Source organism: Burkholderia multivorans ATCC BAA-247 (assembly GCF_000959525.1).
GTDB classification, from domain to species: Bacteria; Pseudomonadota; Gammaproteobacteria; order Burkholderiales; family Burkholderiaceae; genus Burkholderia; species Burkholderia multivorans.
Map to the genome: position 1 here is coordinate 2,391,907 of NZ_CP009832.1, position 24,846 is coordinate 2,416,752.

At 66.3% G+C, this 24,846-nt stretch carries 22 protein-coding genes and 1 pseudogene; 6 read left to right on the forward strand and 17 right to left on the reverse strand.

Annotated elements, in window-relative coordinates:
* The first annotated feature begins 96 nt into the window (after window positions 1-96).
* On the forward strand, window positions 97-819 hold the full coding sequence (locus NP80_RS23530; protein ID WP_006409697.1) for a glycine zipper 2TM domain-containing protein: 723 nt from the start codon (window positions 97-99) through the stop codon (window positions 817-819).
* Window positions 820-922: 103 nt separating this feature from the next.
* On the opposite strand, the gene iscX is transcribed toward NP80_RS23530, so the two are convergent.
* From iscX to NP80_RS23590, 12 genes are all read right to left on the reverse strand, one after another.
* Window positions 923-1,132: a Fe-S cluster assembly protein IscX gene (gene iscX, locus NP80_RS23535; protein WP_006408177.1), complete on the reverse strand. Its 210-nt coding sequence runs from the start codon at window positions 1,130-1,132 to the stop codon at window positions 923-925.
* A gap of 67 nt (window positions 1,133-1,199) precedes the next feature.
* On the reverse strand, window positions 1,200-1,541 hold the full coding sequence (fdx, locus tag NP80_RS23540) for an ISC system 2Fe-2S type ferredoxin (RefSeq protein WP_006401949.1): 342 nt from the start codon (window positions 1,539-1,541) through the stop codon (window positions 1,200-1,202).
* An 89-nt stretch (window positions 1,542-1,630) separates the two neighbouring features.
* On the reverse strand, window positions 1,631-3,499 hold the full coding sequence (gene hscA, locus NP80_RS23545; protein ID WP_006409699.1) for a Fe-S protein assembly chaperone HscA: 1,869 nt from the start codon (window positions 3,497-3,499) through the stop codon (window positions 1,631-1,633).
* Between the two features lie 54 nt (window positions 3,500-3,553).
* Window positions 3,554-4,081 carry a Fe-S protein assembly co-chaperone HscB gene (gene hscB, locus NP80_RS23550; RefSeq protein ID WP_012213077.1) on the reverse strand — a complete coding sequence of 176 codons (528 nt, stop codon included), beginning with the start codon at window positions 4,079-4,081 and terminating at the stop codon, window positions 3,554-3,556.
* A gap of 94 nt (window positions 4,082-4,175) precedes the next feature.
* Complete coding sequence (gene iscA / locus NP80_RS23555; RefSeq protein ID WP_012213076.1) at window positions 4,176-4,499, reverse strand: iron-sulfur cluster assembly protein IscA; 324 nt, start codon at window positions 4,497-4,499, stop codon at window positions 4,176-4,178.
* Between the two features lie 62 nt (window positions 4,500-4,561).
* A complete protein-coding gene (gene iscU / locus NP80_RS23560; RefSeq protein WP_006401953.1) occupies window positions 4,562-4,969 on the reverse strand; it encodes a Fe-S cluster assembly scaffold IscU in 408 nt (135 codons plus the stop codon).
* Window positions 4,970-5,039: 70 nt separating this feature from the next.
* Window positions 5,040-6,263 (reverse strand): IscS subfamily cysteine desulfurase, encoded by a 1,224-nt coding sequence (locus tag NP80_RS23565; RefSeq protein ID WP_006401954.1) that lies wholly within the window; start codon window positions 6,261-6,263, stop codon window positions 5,040-5,042.
* A gap of 61 nt (window positions 6,264-6,324) precedes the next feature.
* Entirely contained in the window at window positions 6,325-6,864 is a 540-nt protein-coding gene (gene iscR / locus NP80_RS23570) for a Fe-S cluster assembly transcriptional regulator IscR (protein ID WP_006401955.1), read from the reverse strand.
* A gap of 117 nt (window positions 6,865-6,981) precedes the next feature.
* Complete coding sequence (locus NP80_RS23575; RefSeq protein WP_006401956.1) at window positions 6,982-7,464, reverse strand: low molecular weight protein-tyrosine-phosphatase; 483 nt, start codon at window positions 7,462-7,464, stop codon at window positions 6,982-6,984.
* A gap of 101 nt (window positions 7,465-7,565) precedes the next feature.
* A complete protein-coding gene (locus tag NP80_RS23580) occupies window positions 7,566-7,793 on the reverse strand; it encodes a hypothetical protein (RefSeq protein ID WP_006408174.1) in 228 nt (75 codons plus the stop codon).
* A 129-nt stretch (window positions 7,794-7,922) separates the two neighbouring features.
* Entirely contained in the window at window positions 7,923-9,335 is a 1,413-nt protein-coding gene (locus tag NP80_RS23585) for a lactate utilization protein B (protein WP_006408173.1), read from the reverse strand.
* Window positions 9,336-9,369: 34 nt separating this feature from the next.
* Window positions 9,370-10,092 (reverse strand): (Fe-S)-binding protein, encoded by a 723-nt coding sequence (locus tag NP80_RS23590; protein ID WP_006409547.1) that lies wholly within the window; start codon window positions 10,090-10,092, stop codon window positions 9,370-9,372.
* A gap of 174 nt (window positions 10,093-10,266) precedes the next feature.
* On the opposite strand from NP80_RS23590, the gene NP80_RS23595 reads away from it, so the two are divergent.
* On the forward strand, window positions 10,267-11,076 hold the full coding sequence (locus tag NP80_RS23595; protein ID WP_006401960.1) for an IclR family transcriptional regulator: 810 nt from the start codon (window positions 10,267-10,269) through the stop codon (window positions 11,074-11,076).
* A 106-nt stretch (window positions 11,077-11,182) separates the two neighbouring features.
* Here the strand turns inward: NP80_RS23595 and pbpG are convergent, their stop codons facing one another.
* On the reverse strand, window positions 11,183-12,328 hold the full coding sequence (gene pbpG / locus NP80_RS23600; RefSeq protein ID WP_006408170.1) for a D-alanyl-D-alanine endopeptidase: 1,146 nt from the start codon (window positions 12,326-12,328) through the stop codon (window positions 11,183-11,185).
* A gap of 650 nt (window positions 12,329-12,978) precedes the next feature.
* Between pbpG and NP80_RS23605 the strand changes: the two genes are divergently transcribed.
* The gene (locus NP80_RS23605; protein WP_006408169.1) at window positions 12,979-13,545 is read left to right on the forward strand and encodes a phasin family protein; all 567 of its coding nucleotides are present in this window, start codon (window positions 12,979-12,981) and stop codon (window positions 13,543-13,545) included.
* A gap of 160 nt (window positions 13,546-13,705) precedes the next feature.
* On the opposite strand, the gene lpdA is transcribed toward NP80_RS23605, so the two are convergent.
* The 4 genes and pseudogenes from lpdA to NP80_RS31930 all read right to left on the reverse strand — a co-directional run.
* A complete protein-coding gene (gene lpdA / locus NP80_RS23610) occupies window positions 13,706-15,481 on the reverse strand; it encodes a dihydrolipoyl dehydrogenase (RefSeq protein WP_045594180.1) in 1,776 nt (591 codons plus the stop codon).
* Between the two features lie 272 nt (window positions 15,482-15,753).
* Complete coding sequence (aceF, locus tag NP80_RS23615) at window positions 15,754-17,421, reverse strand: dihydrolipoyllysine-residue acetyltransferase (RefSeq protein ID WP_045594181.1); 1,668 nt, start codon at window positions 17,419-17,421, stop codon at window positions 15,754-15,756.
* A gap of 67 nt (window positions 17,422-17,488) precedes the next feature.
* On the reverse strand, window positions 17,489-20,185 hold the full coding sequence (aceE, locus tag NP80_RS23620; protein WP_006401967.1) for a pyruvate dehydrogenase (acetyl-transferring), homodimeric type: 2,697 nt from the start codon (window positions 20,183-20,185) through the stop codon (window positions 17,489-17,491).
* Between the two features lie 135 nt (window positions 20,186-20,320).
* A pseudogene (locus NP80_RS31930) lies at window positions 20,321-20,538 on the reverse strand (hypothetical protein); the annotation flags it as partial.
* On the opposite strand from NP80_RS31930, the gene fixL reads away from it, so the two are divergent.
* The 3 genes from fixL to folD all read left to right on the forward strand — a co-directional run bounded on the left by fixL (window position 20,458) and on the right by folD (window position 24,705).
* Window positions 20,458-22,974: an oxygen sensor histidine kinase FixL gene (gene fixL, locus NP80_RS23625; RefSeq protein WP_012213070.1), complete on the forward strand. Its 2,517-nt coding sequence runs from the start codon at window positions 20,458-20,460 to the stop codon at window positions 22,972-22,974. The pseudogene NP80_RS31930 and the gene fixL overlap by 81 nt on opposite strands.
* Entirely contained in the window at window positions 22,971-23,609 is a 639-nt protein-coding gene (gene fixJ, locus NP80_RS23630; RefSeq protein ID WP_006401970.1) for an oxygen response regulator transcription factor FixJ, read from the forward strand. The genes fixL and fixJ overlap by 4 nt, the downstream gene beginning before the upstream one ends.
* Before the next feature lie 238 nt (window positions 23,610-23,847).
* Complete coding sequence (gene folD, locus NP80_RS23635; RefSeq protein WP_045594183.1) at window positions 23,848-24,705, forward strand: bifunctional methylenetetrahydrofolate dehydrogenase/methenyltetrahydrofolate cyclohydrolase FolD; 858 nt, start codon at window positions 23,848-23,850, stop codon at window positions 24,703-24,705.
* Window positions 24,706-24,846 lie beyond the last annotated feature (141 nt).

Here is a 24,846-nt window from a genome sequence, read left to right on the forward strand (position 1 = left end):
GGCACGGCGGCATGCACGCCGCGTCCGATCGATCCCGACGCGTGGGATCCGCTTCAGCGCTGCTGCGCAACGCGGATCGACCCTCGGAGAGCCAAAATGGACAATCAGAATCAGACCACACCGCAAAAGCAACGCCTTCATCCGCTGATCGCCACGGCCGCGGGTGCCGTGATCGTCGCGAGTCTCGCGGCAACGGCCGCGATCACGGGCGTATTCCCGAAAGCGAACAGTACCGGCGAGCAGAACGGGCAGACCCAGGCCGCGCTGATCGCCTCGCAGCCGGCCGTCGATACGGCGGCGGCCGCAAGCGCCGCGCTCGCCGCGCAGGCGCAGCAGCAGGCGGCCGAACAGGCTGCGCAGCACAAGGCCGCGGCCGCTCAGCCCGAGCCGAACCCGGCGCCGCGCCCGGTTCACCGGCGCCATACGCCGGCGCCGCAGCCGCCGCAGTATGCACAGCAGCCGTCCGCGCCCGCGCAAGCCGCGTACTGCCAGTCGTGCGGCACGGTCGTCGCGATCACGCAGACGCGTACGGCCGGCCAGAGCTCGGGTATCGGCGCGATCGGCGGCGCGGCCGCGGGCGGCCTGCTCGGCAACCAGTTCGGGCACGGCAACGGCCGCACCGCGATGACGATCATCGGCGCGCTGGGCGGCGGTCTCGCCGGCAACCAGGTCGAGAAGCAGGTTCGCGCGGAAACCGACTATCAGGTGCAAGTGCAGATGGAGAACGGCGCGACGCGCACGTTCACATACCGCAACCCGCCGCCGTTCGGCCAGGGTCAGCGCGTACGCGTCGAGAACGGCACGCTGGTCGGTGCATGATCGTCGCGGCCGCCCGCACGGCGGGCGGCTACGCGCTGAGGCAATAAAAAACGGCTCGTGACGCAGGTCACGAGCCGTTTCTTTTGCGCGAAGCGCGGGGACGTCAGTCTTCGTCGTCGAAGTCCGATTCGTCGATCCAGTGCGCCTGGATCGCTTCGAGGATTTTCTCGCCGGAGCGGTTCGGATCGTCGTCGAACCCGTCGAGCGCGATCACCCACGCGCGCAGATCGACGAAATTGATCCGCTGCGGATCGACATCCGGATGCTTATCTGCAAGCGCGATCGCGATTTCGCGCGAATCGGTCCATTTCATGGCCTGCTCTCCCGTATCGATGGCGGGCCGGCCCGGCAGACAGGCCGCCTGTCGCCCCGCCCGTCCGTCAGTGATTTTCCTTCGCGTGATTGATCGAGTACTTCGGAATCTCGACCACCAGATCCGAATCCTCCTTGACGATCGCCTGACACGACAGGCGCGACGTCGGTTCGAGCCCCCACGCCTTGTCGAGCAGATCGTCCTCGTCCTCCTCGGACGGATCGAGTTCGTTGAAGCCTTCGCGGATCACCACGTGGCAGGTCGTACACGCGCACGACTTCTCGCACGCGTGCTCGATCTCGATGCCGTTGTCGAGCAGGTTGTCGCAAATACTCTTGCCGGGCGTCGCGTCGATCACCGCGCCGTCCGGGCACAGTTCGACGTGAGGCAGCACCACCAGTTGAGGCATGTCCGTTCCGTCAGTCAGAGTGCGGCGACGCGCGCCGCACGGTTCAATATCGCACGGGCCGTCGGGCCCGCGCGCGAGTCGTCGTTCGTTCAGATCTCGTCGAGCCGCCGGCCCGACAGCGCGCGCTTGATGCTCTTGTCCATCCGGCGCGCCGCGAATTCGTCGGTGCCGTCGGCGAGCGCCTTGGTCGCCGCTTCGATCGCGTCCGCGTCGTCGCCCTGCGCGATCGTGCGCAGCGCCGCGACGCGCGCATCGATTTCCGCGCGCTCCGCGGCATCGAGCAGTTCGCCGTCGGCCGCGAGCGCGGCCTGCGTCGCCTCGATCATTCGCTCGGCCTCGACCTGCGCCTCGCGCAGCGCACGTGCGCGCATGTCGACTTCGGCCGTCTTGAAGCTGTCCTCGAGCATCTTCGCAATGTCGTCGTCGGCGAGGCCGTACGACGGCTTCACGACGACCGACGCCTCGACGCCCGAATGCTGTTCGCGCGCGAACACCGAGAGCAGCCCGTCCGCATCGACCTGATACGTGACGCGAATGCGCGCCGCGCCGGCCGTCATCGGCGGAATGCCGCGCAGCTCGAAGCGCGCAAGCGACCGGCAGTCGGCGACGAGCTCGCGCTCGCCTTGCACGACGTGAATCGCCATTGCGGTCTGGCCGTCCTTGAACGTCGTGAATTCCTGCGCGCGTGCGATCGGAATCGTCGAATTGCGCGGAATGATCTTCTCGACGAGTCCGCCCATCGTCTCGACGCCGAGCGACAGCGGAATCACGTCGAGCAGCAGCCAGTCGTCGCCGCTGCCGCGATTGCCGGCGAGCAGATCGGCCTGGATCGCCGCGCCGAGCGCGACGACCTGGTCCGGATCGAGGTTGACGAGCGGCGGCTGGCCGAAATACTTCGCGACCGCCTCGCGGATCACCGGCATGCGCGTCGCGCCGCCGACGAGCACCACGCCCTTGATGTCGGCCGGCGTCACCTGCGCATCGCGCAGCGCCTTGCGCGTCGGCGTCAGCGTGCGCTGCACGAGCGGCTCGACAAGCGTCGCGAACGTGTCGTGCGAGATCGTCTGCGCGAGATGCGTGCCGTTCGACAACGTGACGTCGAGCGCCGCCTCGGGTGCCGACGACAGCGCCTCCTTCAGCACGCGCACGCGATCGAGCAGCAGGCGCACGTCTTCGGGCGCGAGCGTCTTCGCGTCGAGACCGGCCTGCGCGAGCACGTGATCGAACAGCGCGTGATCGAAATCGTCGCCGCCGAGCGCGGAATCGCCGCCCGCCGCCAGCACTTCGAACACGCCCTTCGTGAGCTTCAGGATCGACAGGTCGAACGTGCCGCCGCCGAGGTCGTAGACGGCGTAAAGCCCTTCGGCCGCATTGTCGAGACCGTATGCGATCGCCGCCGCGGTCGGCTCGTTCAGCAGACGCAGCACGTTCAGGCCGGCGAGCCGCGCGGCATCCTTCGTGGCCTGACGCTGCGCGTCGTCGAAGTAGGCCGGCACCGTGATCACGGCGCCGACGAGCTCGTCGCCGAGCGTGTCTTCGGCACGTTGCCGCAGCGTCGCGAGAATCTCGGCCGACACCTCGACCGGGCTTTTCACGCCGTCGACCGTGCGGATCTGCACCATGCCCGGCGCATCGACGAATTCGTACGGCGCGTTCGCCGCCCCTTCGACTTCGGCCTTGCCGCGCCCCATGAAGCGCTTGACCGACACGATCGTGTTGCGCGGATCGGTGGCGGCCTGCGCCTTGGCGTCGTGGCCGATACGGCGGCCGCCGTTCTCGAGATAACGGACCACGGACGGCAACAGCACGCGGCCCGCGTCGTCCGGCAGCACTTCGGGCACGCTGTTGCGCACGGCCGCGACGAGCGAGTTCGTCGTGCCGAGATCGATCCCGACGGCGAGCCGCCGCTGGTGCGGCGCCGGCGCCATGCCCGGTTCGGAAATTTGCAGTAAAGCCATCTTGGTTCGTTCGGGCGCTCGGCCCGTTTGCTGCGCGTGCCGCGAGGCACGCGGTTAAGTTTCGAGGCGCTCGATCTGCGCGCCCACTTCAGACGCGACGCGCTCGATGAACATCAGCTGGCGCACGGCCTCGGCGGCCGCCTGATCGGCGCCGCTGTCGAGCAGCGTGCCGAGCCGCTCGAGACGCGCGCGCTTCTCGTCGCGCAGTTCCGCAAGCAGGGCGTCGAGCGCATCGACGTTGCGGGCTGCCGCGGCGTCTTCGATGCTTTCGCGCCATTCCATCTGCTGCATCAGGAACGCGGGCTCCATCGCAGTGTTGTTCTCCGCGCCGATGTCGACGCCGCGCAGCGACAACAGATAGGTCGCGCGCTTCAACGGATCGCGCAGCGTCCGGTACGCTTCGTTCGCGCGCGTCGCCCACTGCATCGCGATGCGCTTCTGCGCGTCGCCGGCCGCGGCGAAGCGGTCCGGATGCACCTGCGTCTGCACGGCCCGATAGGCGGCGTCGAGCGCCGCTTCGTCGAGCGCGAACTGCGCCGGCAGATGAAACAGATCGAAATGGCTGTCTTTCAGCGAGACCATCGTCGCGTTCAATTCCGGTTCGTCGTGCGGCGAACGCCGCCCATTAAAAAGGCGGCCCGTGCCGCCTCTTGCCCGCGTCGCGCGGAGATCCGCGTCAGACGCGGAAGGATTCGCCGCAACCGCACTCGTCCTTCACGTTCGGGTTGTTGAACTTGAATCCTTCGTTCAGGCCTTCGCGCGCGAAGTCGAGCTCGGTGCCGTCGATATACGCGAGGCTTTTCGGGTCAACGACGACCTTCACGCCATGGCTCTCGAACACCTGATCCTCGGGGGCAAGCTCGTCGACATACTCGAGCTTGTACGCGAGCCCCGAGCACCCGGTCGTGCGAACGCCGAGCCGCAGGCCCAGGCCCTTGCCGCGACGGACCAGGTATTTCTGGACGTGCTGTGCTGCTTTTTCGGTCAGTGTAATTGCCATGATGTCCTTGCCGCGGCGCGCCGTCGGCACGCCGCGATTCCCTTCACAAGCCGCTCGATGCGTCAGGCCGCTGCCTGATCGTCCTGCTTCGTGTCGTGGCGCTTCTTGTAGTCGGCCACGGCTGCCTTGATCGCGTCTTCCGCGAGGATCGAGCAGTGGATCTTCACCGGCGGCAGCGCGAGTTCTTCGGCGATCTGCGTGTTCTTGATCGCGAGCGCTTCGTCGAGCGTCTTGCCCTTCACCCATTCGGTGACGAGCGAGCTCGATGCGATCGCGGAACCGCAGCCGTAGGTCTTGAACTTCGCGTCTTCGATCACGCCATCCGCGCCGACGCGAATCTGCAGCTTCATCACGTCGCCGCAGGCCGGCGCGCCGACCATGCCCGTGCCGACCGCATCGTCGTCCTTCGCGAACGAACCGACGTTGCGCGGGTTTTCGTAGTGATCCAGAACCTTGTTGCTGTAAGACATGACTCAGACTCCTTGACTCGTTACGTCTGCGTGCGCGAATCCGCCCGCGGGTATGTTCGATATGCGGTGCTCAGTGTGCGGCCCATTCGATCGTCGACAGATCGATGCCTTCCTGGTGCATTTCCCAGAGCGGCGACAGCTCGCGCAGCTTCGCGATCTTGCTGTTCAGCAGTTCGATCACGTAGTCGACTTCCTGCTCCGTCGTGAAGCGGCCGACCGTGAAGCGGATCGAGCTGTGCGCGAGCTCGTCGTTGCGGCCGAGCGCACGCAGCACGTACGACGGCTCCAGCGACGCCGACGTGCAGGCGGAACCCGACGACACCGCGACGTCCTTGATCGCCATGATCAGCGACTCGCCTTCGACGAAGTTGAAACTGATGTTGAGGTTGTGCGGGATACGGTGCTCCATGTCGCCGTTCACGTACGTTTCCTCGATCTGCGACAGGCCACGCAGCAGCTTGTCGCGCAGCATGCGGATGCGCTCGTTCTCGGTCGCCATTTCTTCGCGCGCGATGCGGAACGCTTCGCCCATGCCGACGATCTGGTGCGTCGGCAGCGTGCCCGAACGCATGCCGCGCTCGTGGCCGCCACCGTGCATCTGCGCTTCGATGCGCACGCGCGGCTTGCGACGCACGTACAGCGCGCCGATGCCCTTCGGGCCGTACGTCTTGTGCGCCGAGAACGACATCAGATCGACCTTCAGCTTCGCGAGATCGATCTCGACCTTGCCGGTCGCCTGGGCGGCATCGACGTGGAACACGATGCCCTTCTCGCGGCAGATCTCGCCGATCGTCTCGATGTCCTGGATCACGCCGATCTCGTTGTTCACGTGCATCACGGACACGAGGATCGTGTCGGGGCGCAGCGCGGCCTTGAACACGTCGAGGTCGAGCAGTCCGTTTTCCTTCACGTCGAGATACGTGACTTCGAAGCCGTCACGCTCGAGCTCGCGGCACGTGTCGAGCACGGCCTTGTGCTCGGTCTTCACCGTGATGATGTGCTTGCCCTTGCCCTTGTAGAAGTTCGCGGCGCCCTTGATCGCAAGGTTGTCCGATTCCGTGGCGCCGGACGTCCAGATGATCTCGCGCGGATCCGCGTTCACGAGCGCGGCCACCTGCTCGCGCGCCTCCTCGACCGCGCGCTCGGCATCCCAGCCGTACGCATGGCTGCGCGACGCCGGGTTGCCGAACTGTTCGCGCAGGTACGGCACCATCTTGTCGACCACGCGCGGATCGACGGGCGTCGTGGCGCTGTAATCCATGTAGATGGGCAGGTGGAGGGTCTGTTGAGTCATCTGTCGCTCCGGGATTCTGTGCAGGGACGATATGCGTTATAGGGTGTGGCGCGGTTCGCGCTCACGAACTCGCGATGTTGAACACCGAATTGGGACCGAGCGGCATCGTGCGCACCGGCTCGGCCGGCGCGGCGACGGGCTCCGGCGCGCGCCGGTCGCGCAGCACCGCGGGCGCGCCTTCGCGTGCGCGCTGCTGATCGACGAGATCCTGCAGCGACACGGAATCGAGGTATTCGACCATTTTCTGGTTCAGCGTCGACCACAGCTCGTGCGTCATGCAGTGGCCGTCCGGCTGCTTCGAGCCGTCGCACGTGCCCTTGCCGCCGCATTGCGTCGCGTCGAGCGGTTCGTCGACCGCGATGATGATGTCGGCAACGGTCACGTCCTGCGCGCGTCGCGCGAGGTTGTAGCCGCCGCCCGGGCCGCGCACGGATTCGACGATTTCATGCCTGCGCAGCTTGCCGAACAGCTGTTCGAGATACGAGAGCGAAATCCGCTGGCGCTGGCTGATGCCTGCAAGCGTCACCGGGCCCTGCTCCTGGCGCAGTGCCAAGTCGATCATCGCCGTGACGGCGAAACGGCCTTTGGTGGTGAGTCTCATGGTGTCTAGGGGACTGCAATCTTGACGATTTTGGTCAAGTATAAATATTTGACGATTTTAGTCAAGTATCCATGTCTTCGGCAGGGTATTCGCAGATCGCTGAATACCGCGCCGCGTTCAGCGGGCGAGGCGCGCGCGCAGCGTGTCGAGCAGGCCCTCGCACGCGCGCTCGACCTGGTCGAGCACCTGTTCGAAGCCCTGCGCGCCGCCGAAATACGGATCGGCCACCTCGGTTTCGGTCGCGTCGGGCGCGAATTCCATCAGCAAGCGCACCTTGTCGCGATGCGCGGGCGGGCAGCGCCGCCGCAATTCCGCGAGATTGGCTTCGTCCATCGCGAGCAGCAGGTCGAAGCGCTCGAAATCGTCGGCGCTCACCTGCCGTGCACGCAGCGTCGACAGATCGTAGCCGCGCGTGCGCGCCGCGGCCTGCGCGCGCGTGTCGGGCGGCTCGCCGACGTGCCAGTCGCCGGTGCCGGCCGAATCGATCTCGATATGGTCGGCCAGCCCTGCCGCGTCGACCTGATGCCGCATGACGCCCTCCGCGGTGGGCGAGCGGCAGATGTTGCCGAGACAGACGAAACAGATCGCAACGCGGGTCATCGCACTATCGGAAAGCCGCGGCGGACCGCGTGGAGGAAGAACGCGCCATTATACAAAGGCGCCCGAGATCGCGCCGTCGCGCCATGCGACGGCGACCTGTACTACAGCGTCTTCGGGGCGGCGAGCACGACGTCGCCGGAGGCGGCCGGCAACGGCTGCGACGCGTCGCCGACGAGACCGAACGACACGGCGCGCGCCAGTTCGGCGGAAGCCTGATGAACCGCGACCGGACCGCGCGACGGCGCGTTGTCCATCGCGTGCAGATAAGCGGCCGCTGCAAGCGGTACGACGATTGCAAGCGGCCAGTACGTCGCTATTGTCTTTCTCATGATGCGGACCTCGTTGACCTGATGCCCCGGAAACCCGATTCCGGGGAGTACAGGACGTATTCTATAGACCGCATCTATCAGGATAAATACGCAAATAGTGAATGCAGTGTTGCGTCGCGATGAACAGTATCAGCCGAGATGGCTTTGCGACGCCGCGTACAGCTCGCGGAACGTGCGCCCCGTCGGCGTCGGCATGTCGCGCGTGTCCATCCAGCCGCCCATCATCGGCAGCCGTCGCAGCATCCCGCCGTCGCCGCCGAGCCGCTCGAGAATCCGCACCGCCAGCTTCGTCGTCAGCGCGTACAGCATCGGACGGCGCGCGAGGAAGCCCCACGCGGCAAGCGCCGCGCGTTCGCGCCACGGCCGCAGGTGACGCTCCACCTGCTTTTCGCGCAACGTGCGCAACAGGTGCGACAGCGGAATCCCGACCGGGCACACGCTGTCGCATTCGCCGCAGAGCGTCGCCGCCTGCGGCAGGTCGAGCGCGCGGTCGAGCCCCACGTAGCTCGGCGTCAGCACCGATCCCATCGGGCCGGGATACACCCATCCGTAGGTGTGGCCGCCGACCTTCTGATACACGGGACAATGGTTCATGCACGCGCCGCAGCGGATGCAGCGCAGCATTTCCTGGAATTCGCCGCCGATGAGGCCGGTGCGTCCGCCGTCGACCAGCACGACGTAGTTGTGCTCGGGGCCGTCCTCGTCGCCGGGCCCGCGCGGGCCCGTCAGCAGCGAGAAATAGTTCGACGTCTTCTGGCCGGTCGCGGAGCGCGGCAGCAAGCGCATCGCGGTCGCGAGATCCTCGAGCGTCGGCAGCACCTTCTCGATGCCCGTCACCGCGACATGCACGCGCGGCATCACCGTGCACATCCCCTCGTTGCCCTCGTTCGTGACGAGCGCGACCGAGCCGGTTTCCGCGATCACGAAGTTGCCGCCCGTCACGCCCATGTCGGCCGACAGGAAGTGCGGGCGCAGCATCTCGCGCGCCTCGCGCGTCATGTCCGGGATCTCGGTCAGCCGCTCGCGCCGGTGCGTGCGCGCGAACAGATCGGCGATTTCGTCCTTGTCCTTGTGGACGACCGGCGCAATGATGTGGCTCGGCGGCTCGTTGTCGTTGATCTGCAGGATGTATTCGCCGAGGTCCGTCTCGATCGACTGCACGCCCATCTCGGCGAGTACCGCGTTCACGTGCATTTCCTCGGACACCATCGACTTCGTCTTGATGACCTTCTTCACGTCGTGACGGCGCGCGATGTCGGCGACGAGCCGCGCCGCGTCGGCCGTCGTTTCGGCGAACAGCACAGTCGTGCCGCGGCGCGTCGCTTCGCGCTCGAAGGCCTCGAGCCACACGTCGAGATTGTCGAGCGCGCGGTTGCGGCGCGCCTTCAGCGCCGCGCGCGTCGCCGGAAAGTCGATCGCCGTCATCGCGTCCGCGCGCGCGGACACGAACTTCGTCGACAGTTTCTTCAGGTTCTGCTGCAGACGCTGATCCGCCAGCTTCTGGCCGGCGCGCGCCTTGAAGTGCATCGATTGGACTTGCATCGCGGTATCGGGGGAAAGTGAGCGGAACCGGGCGTCAGACGTCGCCCGCCAGCACCTGCGCGACGTGCAGCACGCGCGTATCGCGGTCGCCGGTACGGCGCAACCGCCCTTCGATGTTCAGCATGCAGCCGAGATCGCCGAGCACGACCGTGCCGGCGCCCGACGCGCGTACGTTCGCGCACTTCTCGTCCGCGATCGCCGCCGAAATGTCGCCGTACTTGACCGCGAACGTGCCGCCGAAGCCGCAGCAATGCTCGCAGTCCTTCATCTCGGTGACCGCGACGCCGCGCTGCGCAAGCAACGCGCGCGGCTGCGCCTTCACGCCGAGTTCGCGCAACCCGGAACACGAGTCGTGATAGGTCACGGGCCCCGCGAACTCGCCGGGCGCCAGCGCGACCTTCGCGACGTTGACGAGGAAATCGGTCAGCTCGTAGACCTTCGGCTGCAGCCGCGCATAGCGGGCCATCAGCTCCGGATCGTCGCGGAACAGGTCGCCGTAGTGCGCGCGAATCATCCCGCCGCACGACCCGGACGGCGCGACGACATAGTCGAACTGCTCGAACTCGCGCAGCATCTTTTCGGCGAGGTCGCGCGCGAGCGCGCGCTCGCCCGAGTTGTAGGCAGGCTGGCCGCAGCACGTCTGCGCGGGCGGCACGAATACCTCGTAGCCCGCGTCGCGAATCAGCTTGAGCGCCGAGAAACCAATTTCGGGACGCATCAGATCGACCAGACAGGTCACGAACAAACCGACTCGCATACGCGCTCCTCCGGGAAAACGGCCCTCATTATCCGCCGTTTGGCCGACAAGACCAACGCCGGCGCGTGCCCCTGCCGCAAACGAGGACTTCCTCGAACAGCGTTCGCTTTTTTCACCATACGAGATACAATCGGTTCAACACCGCTTGCCGCGTCAACTGATTCTCCCGCCGACATGAACCAACCCACCCCGGATTCCAAAACGTCGATCCAGGTGATCGAACGCATGATGAGGCTGCTGGACGCGCTCGCCGCTCACAGCGATCCCGTCAGCCTGAAGGAACTCGCGCAGCGCACGGAACTGCATCCGTCCACCGCGCATCGCATCCTGAACGACATGGTGACCTGCCGCCTCGTCGACCGCTCCGATCCCGGCACGTACCGGCTCGGCATGCGGCTGCTCGAACTCGGCAACCTCGTGAAGGCGCGCCTGTCGGTGCGCGACGCGGCGCTGATGCCGATGCGCGAACTGCACCGCCTCACCGGCCAGACGGTCAACCTGTCGGTCCGGCAAGGCGACGAGATCGTCTATATCGAGCGTGCGTATTCGGAGCGCTCGGGCATGCAGGTCGTCCGCGCGATCGGCGGCCGCGCGCCGCTGCATCTGACCTCCGTCGGCAAGCTGTTCCTCGCGGCCGACGAAACGTCGCGCGTCCGTGCGTACGCGACGCGCACGGGGCTGTCCGGCCACACGCAGAACAGCATCACCGATCTGACCAAGCTCGAGCGCGAGCTGACGCTCGTGCGCCAGCAATCGTGCGCGCGCGACAACGAGGAGCTCGAGCTCGGCGTGCGCTGCATCGCGGCCGGCATCTACGACGATTCGGGCAAGCTCGTCGCGGGGCTGTCGCTGTCGGCGCCGGCCGATCGTCTGCAGGATGCGTGGATCAGCCAGCTCAGCCGCACCGCGCTGACGATCTCAGAAGCGCTCGGCTACCGACCGGAAGTCGTGAAGGAAGCGGAAGGCCTGCAACGGCAGGCATGATGCGCCGCCGCAGGCGCCGGAATGCAAAAAGCCTCGCTGTCGCGGGGCTTTTTTTCGACTTCGGGCGCGGCAACTGCAGCGGCAGCGCCGCGTCGCGCGATCGGGTTCAGGTGCCGCCGGCCGGCGTGTTGGCCGCGGTCAGGCGCTCGCCGCCGCCGGCGTCGAGCCAGTTGCGCAGGCGCGACGCATCGGCGAAACGCGAATACTTGCCGAACGAATCGAGCAGCACCATCACGACCGGGCGGCCGTGAATCGTCGCCTGCATCACCAGGCATTCGCCGGCCTCGTTGATGAAGCCCGTCTTCTGCAGACCGATATCCCACGAGCCGTTGCCGCGGATCAGCGCGTTCGTGCTGTTGTAGACGAGATTGCGCTTGCCCGTATAGACCTCGTAGGTGCGATCGGTCGAGAACTTGCGGATCAGCGGATACTGATACGCGGCGTTGACCATCTTCACGAGATCGCGCGCGCTCGACACGTTCGAGCTCGACAGCCCCGTCGAATTCTCGAAGTGCGTATCCGTCATCCCGAGCGCCTTCGCCTTCGCGTTCATCGCCGCGATGAAGGCCGGACGGCCGCCCGGGTAATAGCGCGACAGCGCGGCCGCCGCGCGGTTTTCCGACGCCATCAACGCGATGTGCAGCATGTCTTCCCGCGACAGCACCGAGCCGACCGACAGGCGCGAGCCCGTGCCCTTCTCGTAGTCGCGGTCTTCGTCGGTGACTTCGATCTGCTCGGTCATCGGCGCTTTCGAATCGAGCACGACCATCGCGGTCATCAGCTTCGAGATCGACGCGATCGGCACGACGGCGTGCGAGTTCTTGTCGAACAGCGGCTCGCCGGTGTTCTGGTCGACGACATACGCGACGCTCGAACGCAGCGCGAGCGCGTCCGGCGTGTCATGCAGGCCGAAGGCCTGGCCGACCGTCGGCTGACGCGGCTGGAACGCAACGCGGCGCACCGCGCCATGGTGGCCGCCGCGCACGTTCGCCGCGAGCGTCACGCGCTTGCGCGACGCCTTCGCGCGCGGCGCCTCGGCCGCAGCGACCTTCGCGGATTTGCCGGATGCCGCCTTCTGCTTCGCGGGCGAAGCGGCTTTCTTGGCGGCGTGGTGAGTCTTCGCAGTGGCGGCAAAGGCGTCAGCGGGCGTGACGGACGCGGCGGTCGCGAGCAGCGCGACGGCGACCGACACAGCCGTGCCGAGCGTCATGCTCTGCAACAATCTGCGCGGTGAAAACGATTCGGCTTTCATTGGGGTCTGGACAAAGCGGGCGGGAGGGTTCCGCCAGTGTAGTTAAAGCTGAAAAAAAGAGCAATATTAGGCACTTACCGAGCGTCGTTAAACCGAATTGTAAGCGTCCGCCAACATTCGGTCGATCGACCTGCGCGCTTCCATCGAAAAAAATCATCGATACGGCGCGACAGCGGCCGTCTCCCGATTACCGCACGGTTAATTGAGATAACGTCACTTCGGGGGCGTTTTAAAGCGGGGTTACTACGTAGTCCGCGCCAGGCCTGCCGCGGCGCGGGCTCGGCACGGGCGAAGGCACGTCGCCACGGGCGCGTGTGTCGAAACGGCGCGCATTTCGACACGGACATAAGCATAACGTTCCACGCGCGTGCGCGGTGTACCTGCGCGCGATCATGGTGCGCCGCGCGCCGGGGCACGCGCCGTGCACCAGGGTGGACAGCCGCTGAAACCGATTCCGGAACGCGGCGGTAAGCCGTTGTTTTGTCGATAATTTGTCGTTATTGTGCAATGCACAAAAAATGCTTGACAAGGTTTTTCTCTGCCCTAAAATAGGCTCCATTGCTGCGTTGCACAAAGCACGTCGCCGCAAGATTCCCCAGCGCAGTGCCCTTTACCCCGCGATCGACGCGATCGCTTTCCAGGAGCTTGACATGTCCTTGCTGACCCCCGAGCAAATCGCCGCCGCCCAAAAAGCCAACCTCGAGAGCCTGTTCGGTCTGACCACCAAGGCGTTCGAAGGCGTCGAAAAGCTGATCGAACTCAACCTTCAGGTCGTGAAGTCGACGCTGGCCGAAGGCCAGGAAAACGCGCAGCGTCTGCTGTCGGTGAAGGATGCGCAGGAGCTGATCGCGCTGCAGGCGAGCCTGACGCAGCCGGTCGCGGAAAAGGTGCTGTCGTACGGCCGTCATCTCTACGAAATCGCGTCGGCCACGCAAGCCGAGTTCGCGAAGGTTGCCGAAGCGCAATTCGAAGAGCAGAACAGGAAGGTGCAGGCGCTCGTCGACAACGTCGCGAAGAACGCACCGGCCGGTTCGGAAACGGCTGTCGCCGCGCTGAAGTCGGCGCTGAACGCCGCGAACACGACGTACGAAACGGTCCAGAAGGCCACGAAGCAGGCCGTCGAGATCGCCGAGACGAACTTCAACGCAGCCGCTGCGGTCGCGTCGAAGGCTGCGACCGCCGCTGCGTCGCGCCGTACGAGCAAGCCGGCCGCGTAAGCGTCCTCTGCTCCCGGAAAGAGCCGCGCACTGCGCGGCTTTTTTCATTTCCGCAGCTCGCGCAGGGACCGGCGAGCGCCCGCCCCAACGAAAACGCCGCCTGCCGGAAAGCCCGGGCAGGCGGCGTTCGTTTCGACCGGCGCGCGGCCGGTCGTGCGCGTTACTTCTTGCGCTGCGGCGGCAGGTCCGTACAGACGCCTTCGTACAGTTCGGCAGCCATGCCGATCGATTCGCCGAGCGTCGGGTGCGGGTGAATCGTCTTGCCGATGTCTTCGGCGTCCGCGCCCATTTCGACCGCGAGGCACACTTCGCTGATCAGATCGCCCGCGTTCAGGCCGACGATACCGCCGCCGATCACGCGATGCGTCTCCTCGTCGAAGATCAGCTTCGTGAAGCCTTCGTCGCGGCCGTTGGCGATCGCGCGGCCCGATGCGGCCCACGGGAACACGGCCTTGCCGTACTTGATGCCTTCGGCCTTGCACTGGTCTTCCGTCTTGCCGGCCCACGCGACTTCCGGATCCGTATAGGCGACGGACGGAATCTGCAGCGCGTCGAAGTACGCCTTTTCGCCGTGTGCGGCTTCGGCGGCGACGTGGCCTTCATGGACGGCCTTGTGCGCGAGCATCGGCTGGCCGACGATGTCGCCGATCGCGAAGATGTGCGGGACGTTCGTGCGCATCTGCTTGTCGACTTCGATGAAGCCGCGGTCCGTGACGGCGACGCCGGCCTTGTCGGCACCGATCTTCTTGCCGTTCGGGCTGCGGCCGACCGCGACGAGCACGAGGTCGTAGCGCTGCGGTTCCGCCGGCGCCTTCTCGCCTTCGAACTTCACGTAGATGCCGTCTTCCTTCGCTTCCGCGCCGACCGTCTTGGTCTTCAGCATCACGTTGCCGAAGCGCTTCGCGTTGTACTTTTCCCAGACCTTCACGAGATCGCGGTCTGCGCCCATCATCAGGCCGTCCATCATTTCGACGACGTCGATTTCGGCGCCGAGCGTCGAATAGACCGTCGCCATTTCGAGGCCGATGATGCCGCCGCCGATCACGAGCATCCGCTTCGGCAGCTGGCGCAGCTCGAGCGCACCCGTCGAATCGACGACGCGCGGATCTTCCGGCATGAACGGCAGCTTCACGGCCTGCGAGCCCGCGGCGATGATCGCCTGCTTGAACTTGACGACCTTCTTGCCGTTTTCGCCCTGCACTTCCATGTGGTGCGGATCGACGAACGTGCCGACGCCGGTCACGACTTCGACCTTGCGCGCCTTTGCCATACCGGCGAGGCCCGTCGTCAGCTTCTTGACGACGCCGCCCTTGAAGTCGCGCAGCTTGTCGAGATCGACCTGCGGCTTGCCGAACGAGATGCCATGCGCCGCGAGCGCCTCGGCTTCCTCGACGACGAGCGCCGTGTGCAGCAGCGCCTTCGACGGGATGCAGCCGACGTTCAGGCACACGCCGCCGAGCGTCGGGTAGCGCTCGACGAGCACCGTCTTCATGCCGAGGTCGGCCGCGCGGAACGCGGCCGAGTAGCCGCCGGGGCCGGCGCCGAGCACGAGCATGTCGCACTCGATGTCGGCTGCGCCCGCATAGCTGCCCGCTTGCGGCGCGGGTGCCGGTGCGGCTGCGGGGGCGGCCGCCGGCGCGGCTGCGGCGGGCTTGGCCGGCTCCGGCGCTTTCGCCGGTGCCGGGGCGGCTGCGCCTTCCGCTGCTTCGACGAGCGCGATGATCGTGCCTTGCGAGACCTTGTCGCCGGCCTTGATCTTGATTTCCTTGACGGTGCCGGCGACGTCGCTCGGCACTTCCATGGAGGCCTTGTCCGATTCGAGCGTGATGAGCGTCTGCTCTTTTTCGATCACGTCGCCCGGCTTCACGTTGACTTCGATGACATCGACGCCGCTGAAATCGCCGATATCCGGAACCTTGACTTCGATGAGACTCATATACGTCCCCTTCTTGTTTAGCTGCAGAGAGAGGAAGGGAAACTCGCATTGAACTACGGCCTGACCGGAGCACGCCGACACCGGCAGTACCCCCTTTGCCGTCCGCCCAAGGACGCGCCTTTCTTTTGGTTACTTTTCTTTGGCAAGACAAAGAAAAGTGACCGCCGCCCCGCGCAGGGGCGACGCCGGCAGACCGTCAAGAAAGCGAGTTCAACGACAGGGCGCGGATCACCGACATGCGGCCCGCGCCCCTGCGAGCACCCCTCAGCTCATCAAAGAATCACCCGACGGAAGTCGCCGAGCAACGACCCCAGATACGCATTGAACCGCGCGGCCTCCGCGCCATCGATCACACGATGGTCATACGACAGCGACAGCGGCAGCGTCAGACGCGGCACGAACTGCTTGCCGTCCCACACCGGCTTCATCTGGCCGCGCGACAAGCCGAGGATCGCGACTTCCGGCGCGTTGATGATCGGCGTGAAATGCGTGCCGCCGATCCCGCCGAGCGACGAGATCGAGAAGCAGCCGCCCTGCATCTGGTCCGGCTTCAGCTTGCCTTCGCGCGCGGCCTTCGACAGCTCCGCCATTTCCTTCGCGATTTCGACGAGGCCCTTCTTGTCCGCATCGCGGATCACCGGCACGACGAGACCGTTCGGCGTGTCGGCCGCGAAACCGATGTGGTAGTACTGCTTGAACACCAGGTTGTCGCCGTCGAGGCTCGCGTTGAAGGTCGGGAACTTCTTCAGCGCGGCGACGACCGCCTTGATCACGAATGCGAGCATCGTGAACTTCACGCCCGCCTTCTCGTGCTCCTTGTTCAGCTGCACGCGCAGCGCTTCGAGATCGGTGATGTCGGCTTCGTCGTTGTTCGTGACGTGCGGAATCATCACCCAGTTGCGATGCAGGTTCGCGCCCGAGATCTTCTTGATGCGCGACAGCGGCTTCGACTCGAACGGGCCGAACTTCGAGAAGTCGACCTTCGGCCACGGCAGCAGGTTCAGCTCGCCGCCGCCGGCCGGCGCGGCCGCTGCGGCCGGCGCCGCCTGCTGGCCCGTCATCACGCCCTTCACGAAGGCCGTGACGTCTTCCTTCGTGATGCGGCCCTTCGGACCGCTGCCCTGCACGCGCGACACGTCGACGCCCAGTTCGCGCGCGAACTTGCGCACCGACGGCGACGCGTGGCTCGCACGGTGTTCGCCCGACGGCGCAGCAGCGGCCGGCGCGGCAGCCGGTGCCGCGGCCTTCGCCGGTGCCGGTGCGGGCGCGGCAGCCGGAGCGGCGGCGGCCGGTGCCGGCGCCGGTGCGCTCGCCTGCGGCGCCGCAGCGGCCGGCGCTGCGCCGGCGGCCTCGAGCAGCACGATCAGCGTGCCTTCCGACACGGTGTCGCCCACCTTCACCTTGATGTCCTTCACGACGCCGGCGGCCGGGCTCGGCACGTCCATCGTCGCCTTGTCCGATTCGAGCGTGACGAGCGACTGCTCCTTCTCGACCGTGTCGCCGACCTTCACGCCGATCTCGATCACCGGCACGTCCTTGTAGTCGCCGATGTCGGGCACCTTCACTTCGAGCGTGCCGCCCGATGCGGCGGGCGCGGCGGCCGGTGCGGCAGCAGCGGGGGCCGCGGCAGCCGGTGCCGACGCGGACGCCTGGGCCGGTGCGGCCGCCGGCGCAGCGGCGCCGTTCGGCTGCGCGGCGGCGCCGCCTTCGAGCAGGATGATCAGCGTGCCTTCCGACACGGCGTCGCCCACCTTGACCTTCACTTCCTTGACCGTGCCCGCGGCGGGGCTCGGCACGTCCATCGTCGCCTTGTCGGACTCGAGCGTGACGAGCGACTGCTCGGGCTCGACCGTGTCGCCCGCTTTCACGAGCACCTCGATGACGGGCACGTCCTTGTAATCGCCGATATCCGGCACCTTCACTTCGATCGCTTGACTCATCTGTCTGTGTCTCCAGGACCGCGCGCCTCCCCGCGAGGCGGCGCGCGGCATCACGCGGCGCGTGTCGTTAAACGGTCATCGGGTTCGGCTTCGACGGATCGAGGTTGTACTTCGCGATCGCGTCGGCGACGATCTTGCGATCGATCGTGCCCTCGTCGGCCAGCGCGTTCAGCGCGGCCACCGTCACCCAGTAGCGGTCGACTTCGAAGAAGTGACGCAGCTTCTCACGCGTATCCGAGCGGCCGTAGCCGTCGGTGCCAAGCACGACGTAGCGGCGATCGATCTGGCCGCGGATCTGGTCGGCCAGCGCACGCACGTAGTCGGTCGAGGCGATGACCGGGCCCTGCGTGTCCTTCAGGCACTTCTGCACGTGCGACAGGCGGCGCTCCTCGGTCGGGTGCAGCAGGTTCCAGCGCTCGACGTCGTGGCCTTCGCGCGCGAGCTCGGTGAAGCTCGGCACGCTCCACAGATCGGCGGCGACGCCCCAATCCTTCTTCAGCAGATCGGCGGCAGCGATCACTTCGTTGAAGATCGTGCCAGCGCCGAGCAACTGCACGCGCGGCGCCTTCGCGTTGGCGTCCGCCTTGCGGAACGCGTACATGCCCTTGATGATGTCGGCCGCCACGTGCTCGCCCTGCGGAATCGCCGGGTGCTCGTAGTTCTCGTTCATCACCGTGATGTAGTAGTACACGTCTTCCTGGTCCTGCACCATTCGGCGCAGGCCGTCCTGGATGATGACCGCGAGCTCGTAGCCGAACGTCGGGTCGTAGCTGACGCAGTTCGGCACCGATGCCGCCCACAGCAGCGAGTGGCCGTCTTCGTGCTGCAGACCTTCGCCGTTCAGCGTCGTGCGGCCCGCGGTGCCGCCGAGCAGGAAGCCGCGCGAACGCATGTCGCCTGCCGCCCAGGCGAGATCGCCGATCCGCTGGAAGCCGAACATCGAGTAGAAGATGTAGAACGGCACCATGATCTCGCCGTGCGTCGAGTACGACGTCGCCGCCGCGATCCAGTCGCACATGCCGCCCGCTTCGTTGATGCCTTCCTGCAGGATCTGGCCGGTCTGCGATTCCTTGTAGAACATCAGCTGGTCGGAATCTTCCGGCACGTACTTCTGGCCTTCCTGGTTCCAGATGCCGATCTGGCGGAACAGGCCTTCCATGCCGAACGTGCGCGACTCGTCCGGGACGATCGGCACCACGCGCTTGCCGAGCGCCTTGTCCTTCAGCAGGATGTTCAGGATCCGCACGAACGCCATCGTCGTCGAGATCTCGCGGCCTTCGCCCGTGCCCTTGAGCAGCGGCTCGAACGCGTCGAGCGCCGGCACCGGCAGCGATGCCGCCTTCTGGCGACGCTGCGGCAGGTAGCCGCCAAGGTCCATGCGCTTCTGGCGCATGTATTCGAGCTCCTTCGAGCCTTCCTCGAACTTAAGGTACGGCACGTCGGCGATCTGCTCGTCGGTGATCGGCAGGCGGAACTGATCGCGGAACTTCTTCAGTTGCTCGACCGGCAGCTTCTTCTGCTGGTGCGTGATGTTCATCGCCTGACCGGATTCGCCCATCCCGTAGCCCTTGATGGTCTTCGCGAGGATGACGGTCGGCGCGCCCTTCGTGTGCGTCGCTTCATGGAACGCCGCGTAGATCTTGTGCGGATCGTGGCCGCCGCGGTTCAGGTTCCAGATGTCGTCGTCGGACCAGTCCGCGACGAGCGCCTTCAGCTCCGGCGTGTTGAAGAAGTGCTCGCGGACGAACGCGCCCGACTCCGACTTGTAGGTCTGGTATTCGCCGTCGACGACTTCCATCATCCGGCGCATCAGCGCGCCCGTCTTGTCGCGTGCGAACAGCGCATCCCAGCGGCTGCCCCAGATCACCTTGATGACGTTCCAGCCGGCGCCGCGGAATTCCGATTCCAGTTCCTGGATGATCTTGCCGTTGCCGCGTACCGGGCCGTCGAGACGCTGCAGGTTGCAGTTGATCACGAACACGAGGTTGTCGAGCTTCTCGCGGCTCGCCATCCCGATCGCGCCGAGCGATTCCGGTTCGTCGGTCTCGCCGTCGCCGAGGAACGCCCACACCTTGCGGCCTTCCGTCTTCGCGATGCCGCGCGCCTCGAGGTACTTCATGAAGCGTGCCTGGTAGATCGCCATGATCGGGCCGAGGCCCATCGAGACGGTCGGGAACTGCCAGAAGTCCGGCATCAGCCACGGGTGCGGGTACGACGAGATGCCGTTGCCGCCCACTTCCTGGCGGAAGTTGTCGAGCTGCTCCTCGGTCAGGCGGCCGAGCAGGAACGCGCGCGAGTACACGCCCGGCGACGAGTGGCCCTGCACGAACACGAGATCGCCGCCGTGCTGGTCGGACGGTGCGTGCCAGAAATGGTTGTAGCCGACGTCGTACAGCGTCGCGGCCGATGCGAACGACGCGATGTGGCCGCCGACGTTCGTGTCCTTGCCGGCGCGCAGCACCATCGCGAGCGCGTTCCAGCGCGTGTACGAGCGGATGCGGTGCTCGATGTCCTGGTCGCCCGGAATCTTGGCCTGGGCTTCGACCGGAATCGTGTTGATGTACGGGGTGTTCGCGGAAAACGGCAGATGTTCGCCGTGCATGCGTGCGAATTCGATCTGCTTTTCGATCAGGTAGTGCGCGCGGCCGGTACCCACGGAGGAGATCACGCCGTCCAGCGCCTCGAGCCATTCAACGGTTTCCTGCGGGTCGTCGTCACGCTCGGCGGCGACATACTTCATCACTTCGTTCGGTACAGCGGACATTCTCGTCTCCTGGGTCCTGGAATGTGAGGATCGCTCTCGTGCAGACGACGCGGCGCGGCCGGCTGCGGGCAAGCTCAGCGGATTGTAATGAGCGTGCCGGGCCGCACGCAACAAAATTTTCGAATTATGAGATCTTTTCTCGTAATGCGGAATATTGCTGCGCTGCACCCATGCTGCGGGGCGCTGCGGCCCGCGCCGGCCGCATAAATCCGTTTCGGCTCAACATATCGGGTATAGGTTTTCCATGTATTGCGCTGCGCTACAATCCTGCCATGTTGACCGATCGGCTTTTCGCACGCTCGGCGCGACCGTCGGGCCCGCCGGCGGAGTCGCAGCCGTCCCGTTGGCACCACGGACCGTGGTGGTCCAATTCCTATTTGCTGACGCCGCTGCTGTCGATCCTCGTGTTCCTCGTGGTGATGAGCCTCATTCTATGGAGCCTCAACCGCCGGGAACAGCAGCAGCAGGAAGACACGCTGTTCCGTAACGTCGCGTGGGCGCAGCAGCAGATCCGGCTGTCGATGACGGGCGCGCAGGAACAGCTGCAGGCGCTGTCGCGCGACCTCGCATCGGGCCGCCTCGACCAGAACGCGTTCCAGATGGCCGTCGCGGACGTCATGCAGACGCATCCGGAAATCCTCTATCTGAACTGGTATACGGCGCCCGGCGTGCAGCGCTGGCCGACCGTGCATCCGCCGCTGCTCGGCCAGCGGCTCGCGAAGCCCGGCGACGCGCAGCTGCAGGACGCGGTGCGCGGCGCCTACGACGAAGCGCGCAGCTCGCGCCGCCAGGCGTATTCGCCGCTGATCTACGACGACTTCGGCAACGGCTACATCACGCTGCAGACGCCCGTGATGCGCGGCGACCGCGACTATCTCGGCTCGCTCGCCGCGGTGTTCTCGGTCGAGGGCATCCTGAAGCACGACATCCCGCAGGAACTGTCGTCGAAGTACAAGATCTCGATCACCGACGCGAACAACCGCGAACTGTCGTCGACTTCCACGCGCCCGCGCCTGCCGCGCGACTCGCACTACGACCTGCCGCTCGATCCGCCCGGCCAAGGGCTCACGGTGCGCGTCTACGCGTTCCCGCAGCTCACGAACCTGACCAACAACACGCTCGTGTGGCTCGTCGCCGGCCTGTCGTGCTTCGTGCTGTGGAGCCTCTGGAGCCTGTGGAAGCACACGCGCCAGCGCTTCGAGGCGCAGCAGGCGCTCTACGCGGAAGCGTTCTTCCGCCGTGCGATGGAAAACTCGGTGCTGATCGGCATGCGCGTGCTCGACATGCACGGCCGCATCACGCACGTGAACCCCGCGTTCTGCCGCATGACGGGCTGGGACGAAAGCGATCTGGTCGGCAAGGTCGCACCGTTCCCCTACTGGCCGCGCGACGCGTATCCCGAAATGCAGCGCCAGCTCGACATGACGCTGCGCGGCAAGGCGCCGAGCTCGGGCTTCGAACTGCGCGTGCGGCGCAAGAACGGCACGCTGTTCCACGCGCGGCTCTACGTGTCGCCGCTGATCGACAGCTCGGGGCGCCAGACCGGCTGGATGTCGTCGATGACCGACATCACCGAGCCGAAGCGCGCGCGCGAGGAGCTCGCGGCCGCGCACGAGCGCTTCACGACGGTGCTCGAAAGCCTCGACGCCGCGGTGTCGGTGCTCGCGGCCGACGAAGCCGAGCTGCTGTTCGCGAACCGCTACTACCGCCACCTGTTCGGGATCCGCCCGGACGGCCATCTCGAGCTGTCGGGCGGCGGCTTCGACCGCGCGCAGGCGTCGTCCGATTCGATCGACATGGTCGATGCGTTCGCGGGCCTGCCGGCCACCGCGCTGACGAACACCGCGGCCGACGCGCAGGAGGTGTACGTCGAAAGCATCCAGAAATGGTTCGAGGTGCGCCGCCAGTACATCCAGTGGGTCGACGGCCACCTCGCGCAGATGCAGATCGCGACCGACATCACGACCCGCAAGAAGGCGCAGGAACTCGCGCATCAGCAGGAAGAAAAGCTGCAGTTCACGAGCCGGCTGATGACGATGGGCGAAATGGCGTCGTCGATCGCGCACGAACTGAACCAGCCGCTCGCGGCGATCAACAACTACTGCTCCGGCACGCTCGCGCTCGTGAAGAGCGGCCGCGGCACGCCGGAGATGCTGCAGCCGGCGCTCGAAAAGACCGCCCAGCAGGCGCTGCGCGCGGGCATGATCGTCAAGCGGATCCGCGAATTCGTGAAGCGCAGCGAGCCGAAGCGCCAGCCGGCGCGCGTCGCGGACATCGTCGCCGATGCGGTCGGGCTCGCCGAAATCGAGGCCAGGAAGCGCAGGATTCGGATCGTCACCGAAATCCTCGCAAGAATGCCTATTATTTATGTCGACCCCGTGCTGATCGAGCAAGTGCTCGTGAACCTGATGAAGAACGCGGCCGAAGCGATGGCAGACGTGAAGCCGCCGTCGGCCGACGGCGTGATTCGCGTCGTCGCCGACATCGACGCCGGCTTCGTCGACATTCGCGTGATCGATCAGGGGCCCGGCGTCGACGAAGCGACGGCCGAGCGCCTGTTCGAACCGTTTTACAGCACCAAGTCCGACGGCATGGGCATGGGGCTGAACATCTGCCGTTCGATCATCGAATCGCATCGGGGGCGCCTGTGGGTGGTCAACAACGTCGAGCCGGACGGCCGCATTTCCGGCGCGACGTTCCACTGCAGCCTGCCCATTGGGGAACCCGCTGATCTCGGCCAAGGGGGGTCCGAGACATCGGCATCACATACCGTTACGGGAGAACTATGAATAGTCCTGTCACCACCACCCAGGAAACCGTCTTTGTCGTCGACGACGACGAGGCCGTGCGGGACTCGCTGCGCTGGCTGCTGGAGGCGAACGGCTATCGCGTGCAATGCTTCTCGAGCGCGGAGCAGTTTCTCGACGCGTATCAGCCCGCGCAGCAGGCCGGCCAGATCGCGTGCCTGATCCTCGACGTGCGGATGTCGGGCATGAGCGGCCTCGAACTGCAGGAGCGTCTGATCGCCGACAATGCCGCGCTGCCGATCATCTTCGTCACCGGTCACGGCGACGTGCCGATGGCCGTGTCGACGATGAAAAAGGGTGCGATGGACTTTATCGAGAAACCGTTCGACGAAGCGGAACTGCGCAAGCTCGTCGAGCGGATGCTCGACAAGGCCCGAAGCGAAAGCAAGAGCGTGCAGGAACAGCGCGCGGCGAGCGAGCGCCTGTCGAAGCTGACCGCGCGCGAGCAGCAGGTGCTCGAACGCATCATTGCCGGCCGCCTGAACAAGCAGATCGCCGACGATCTCGGGATCAGCATCAAGACGGTCGAAGCGCACCGCGCGAACATCATGGAAAAGCTCAACGTCAACACGGTAGCCGACCTGCTGCGCCTCGCGCTGTCGAAGAAGCCCGCCTGAACACGCGGCGCGCACGCCGGGCCGCGCGGCCCGGTGCGCCCGCTCCCCTTCCGCCCCGAGCGATACGGCCCTCTCGCTCGGGGCGGCGTTGCTTGCGGCGCCCGTGCGCGCCGATCATGACGCATTCCGCGCATTCGCTGTCGGACCGCGACAGGCGAACGGTATAATTGCGTGCTTTGCTGCGGCGTTTCCCGACGCCGCACGCCCGCATTCCAACTTCCCGGCAGAACCCACCACCATGACAGCCCTCCTCATCGACGGCAACGCCCTCTCGAAGACCTTGCGCGCGCAGGCCGCCGAACGCGCCGCCGCCCTGACCGCCCGCGGCCACCAGCCCGGCCTCGCGGTGATCCTCGTCGGCGACAACCCGGCGAGCGAAGTCTACGTGCGCAACAAGATCAAGGCGTGCGAGGACAACGGCTTCTTCTCGCAAAAGGACGCGTACCCGGCGACGCTGTCCGAGGCCGACCTGCTCGCGCGCATCGACGAACTGAACCGCGATCCGAAGATTCACGGGATCCTCGTGCAACTGCCGCTGCCCGCGCATATCGACAGCCACAAGGTGATCGAGGCGATTGCGCCCGAGAAGGACGTCGACGGCTTTCACGTCGCCAACGCCGGCGCACTGATGACGGGCAAGCCGCTGTTCCGCCCGTGCACGCCGTACGGCGTGATGAAGATGTTCGCCGCGCACGGCATTGCGCTGCAGGGTGCGAACGCGGTCGTGATCGGCCGCTCGAACATCGTCGGCAAGCCGATGGCGATGCTGCTGCTCGAAGCGGGCGCGACCGTGACGATCTGCCACAGCAAGACGCGCGACCTCGCCGCGCATACGCGGCAGGCCGACATCATCGTCGCCGCGGTCGGCAAGCGCAACATCCTGACCGCCGACATGGTGAAGCCGGGCGCGACCGTGATCGACGTCGGGATGAACCGCGACGACGCAGGCAAGCTGTGCGGCGACGTCGATTTCGCGGGCGTGAAGGAAGTCGCCGGCTACATCACGCCGGTGCCGGGCGGCGTCGGGCCGATGACGATCACGATGCTGCTGATCAACACGCTCGAATCGGCCGAGCGCGCCGCCGCGGCCGCCTGACCCCATGCCCGCCGGCGCGTGTGCGCGCCGGCTTCCTGCCGGCCGCCGCTCGGCGGCCCCCGCGCGAGCGCCGCTCGCCGCGCGCCTCGCCCATTGCGCAGTGCGTACGCGCCGCGCATCCGACCCTGCCTCAATCGCGCC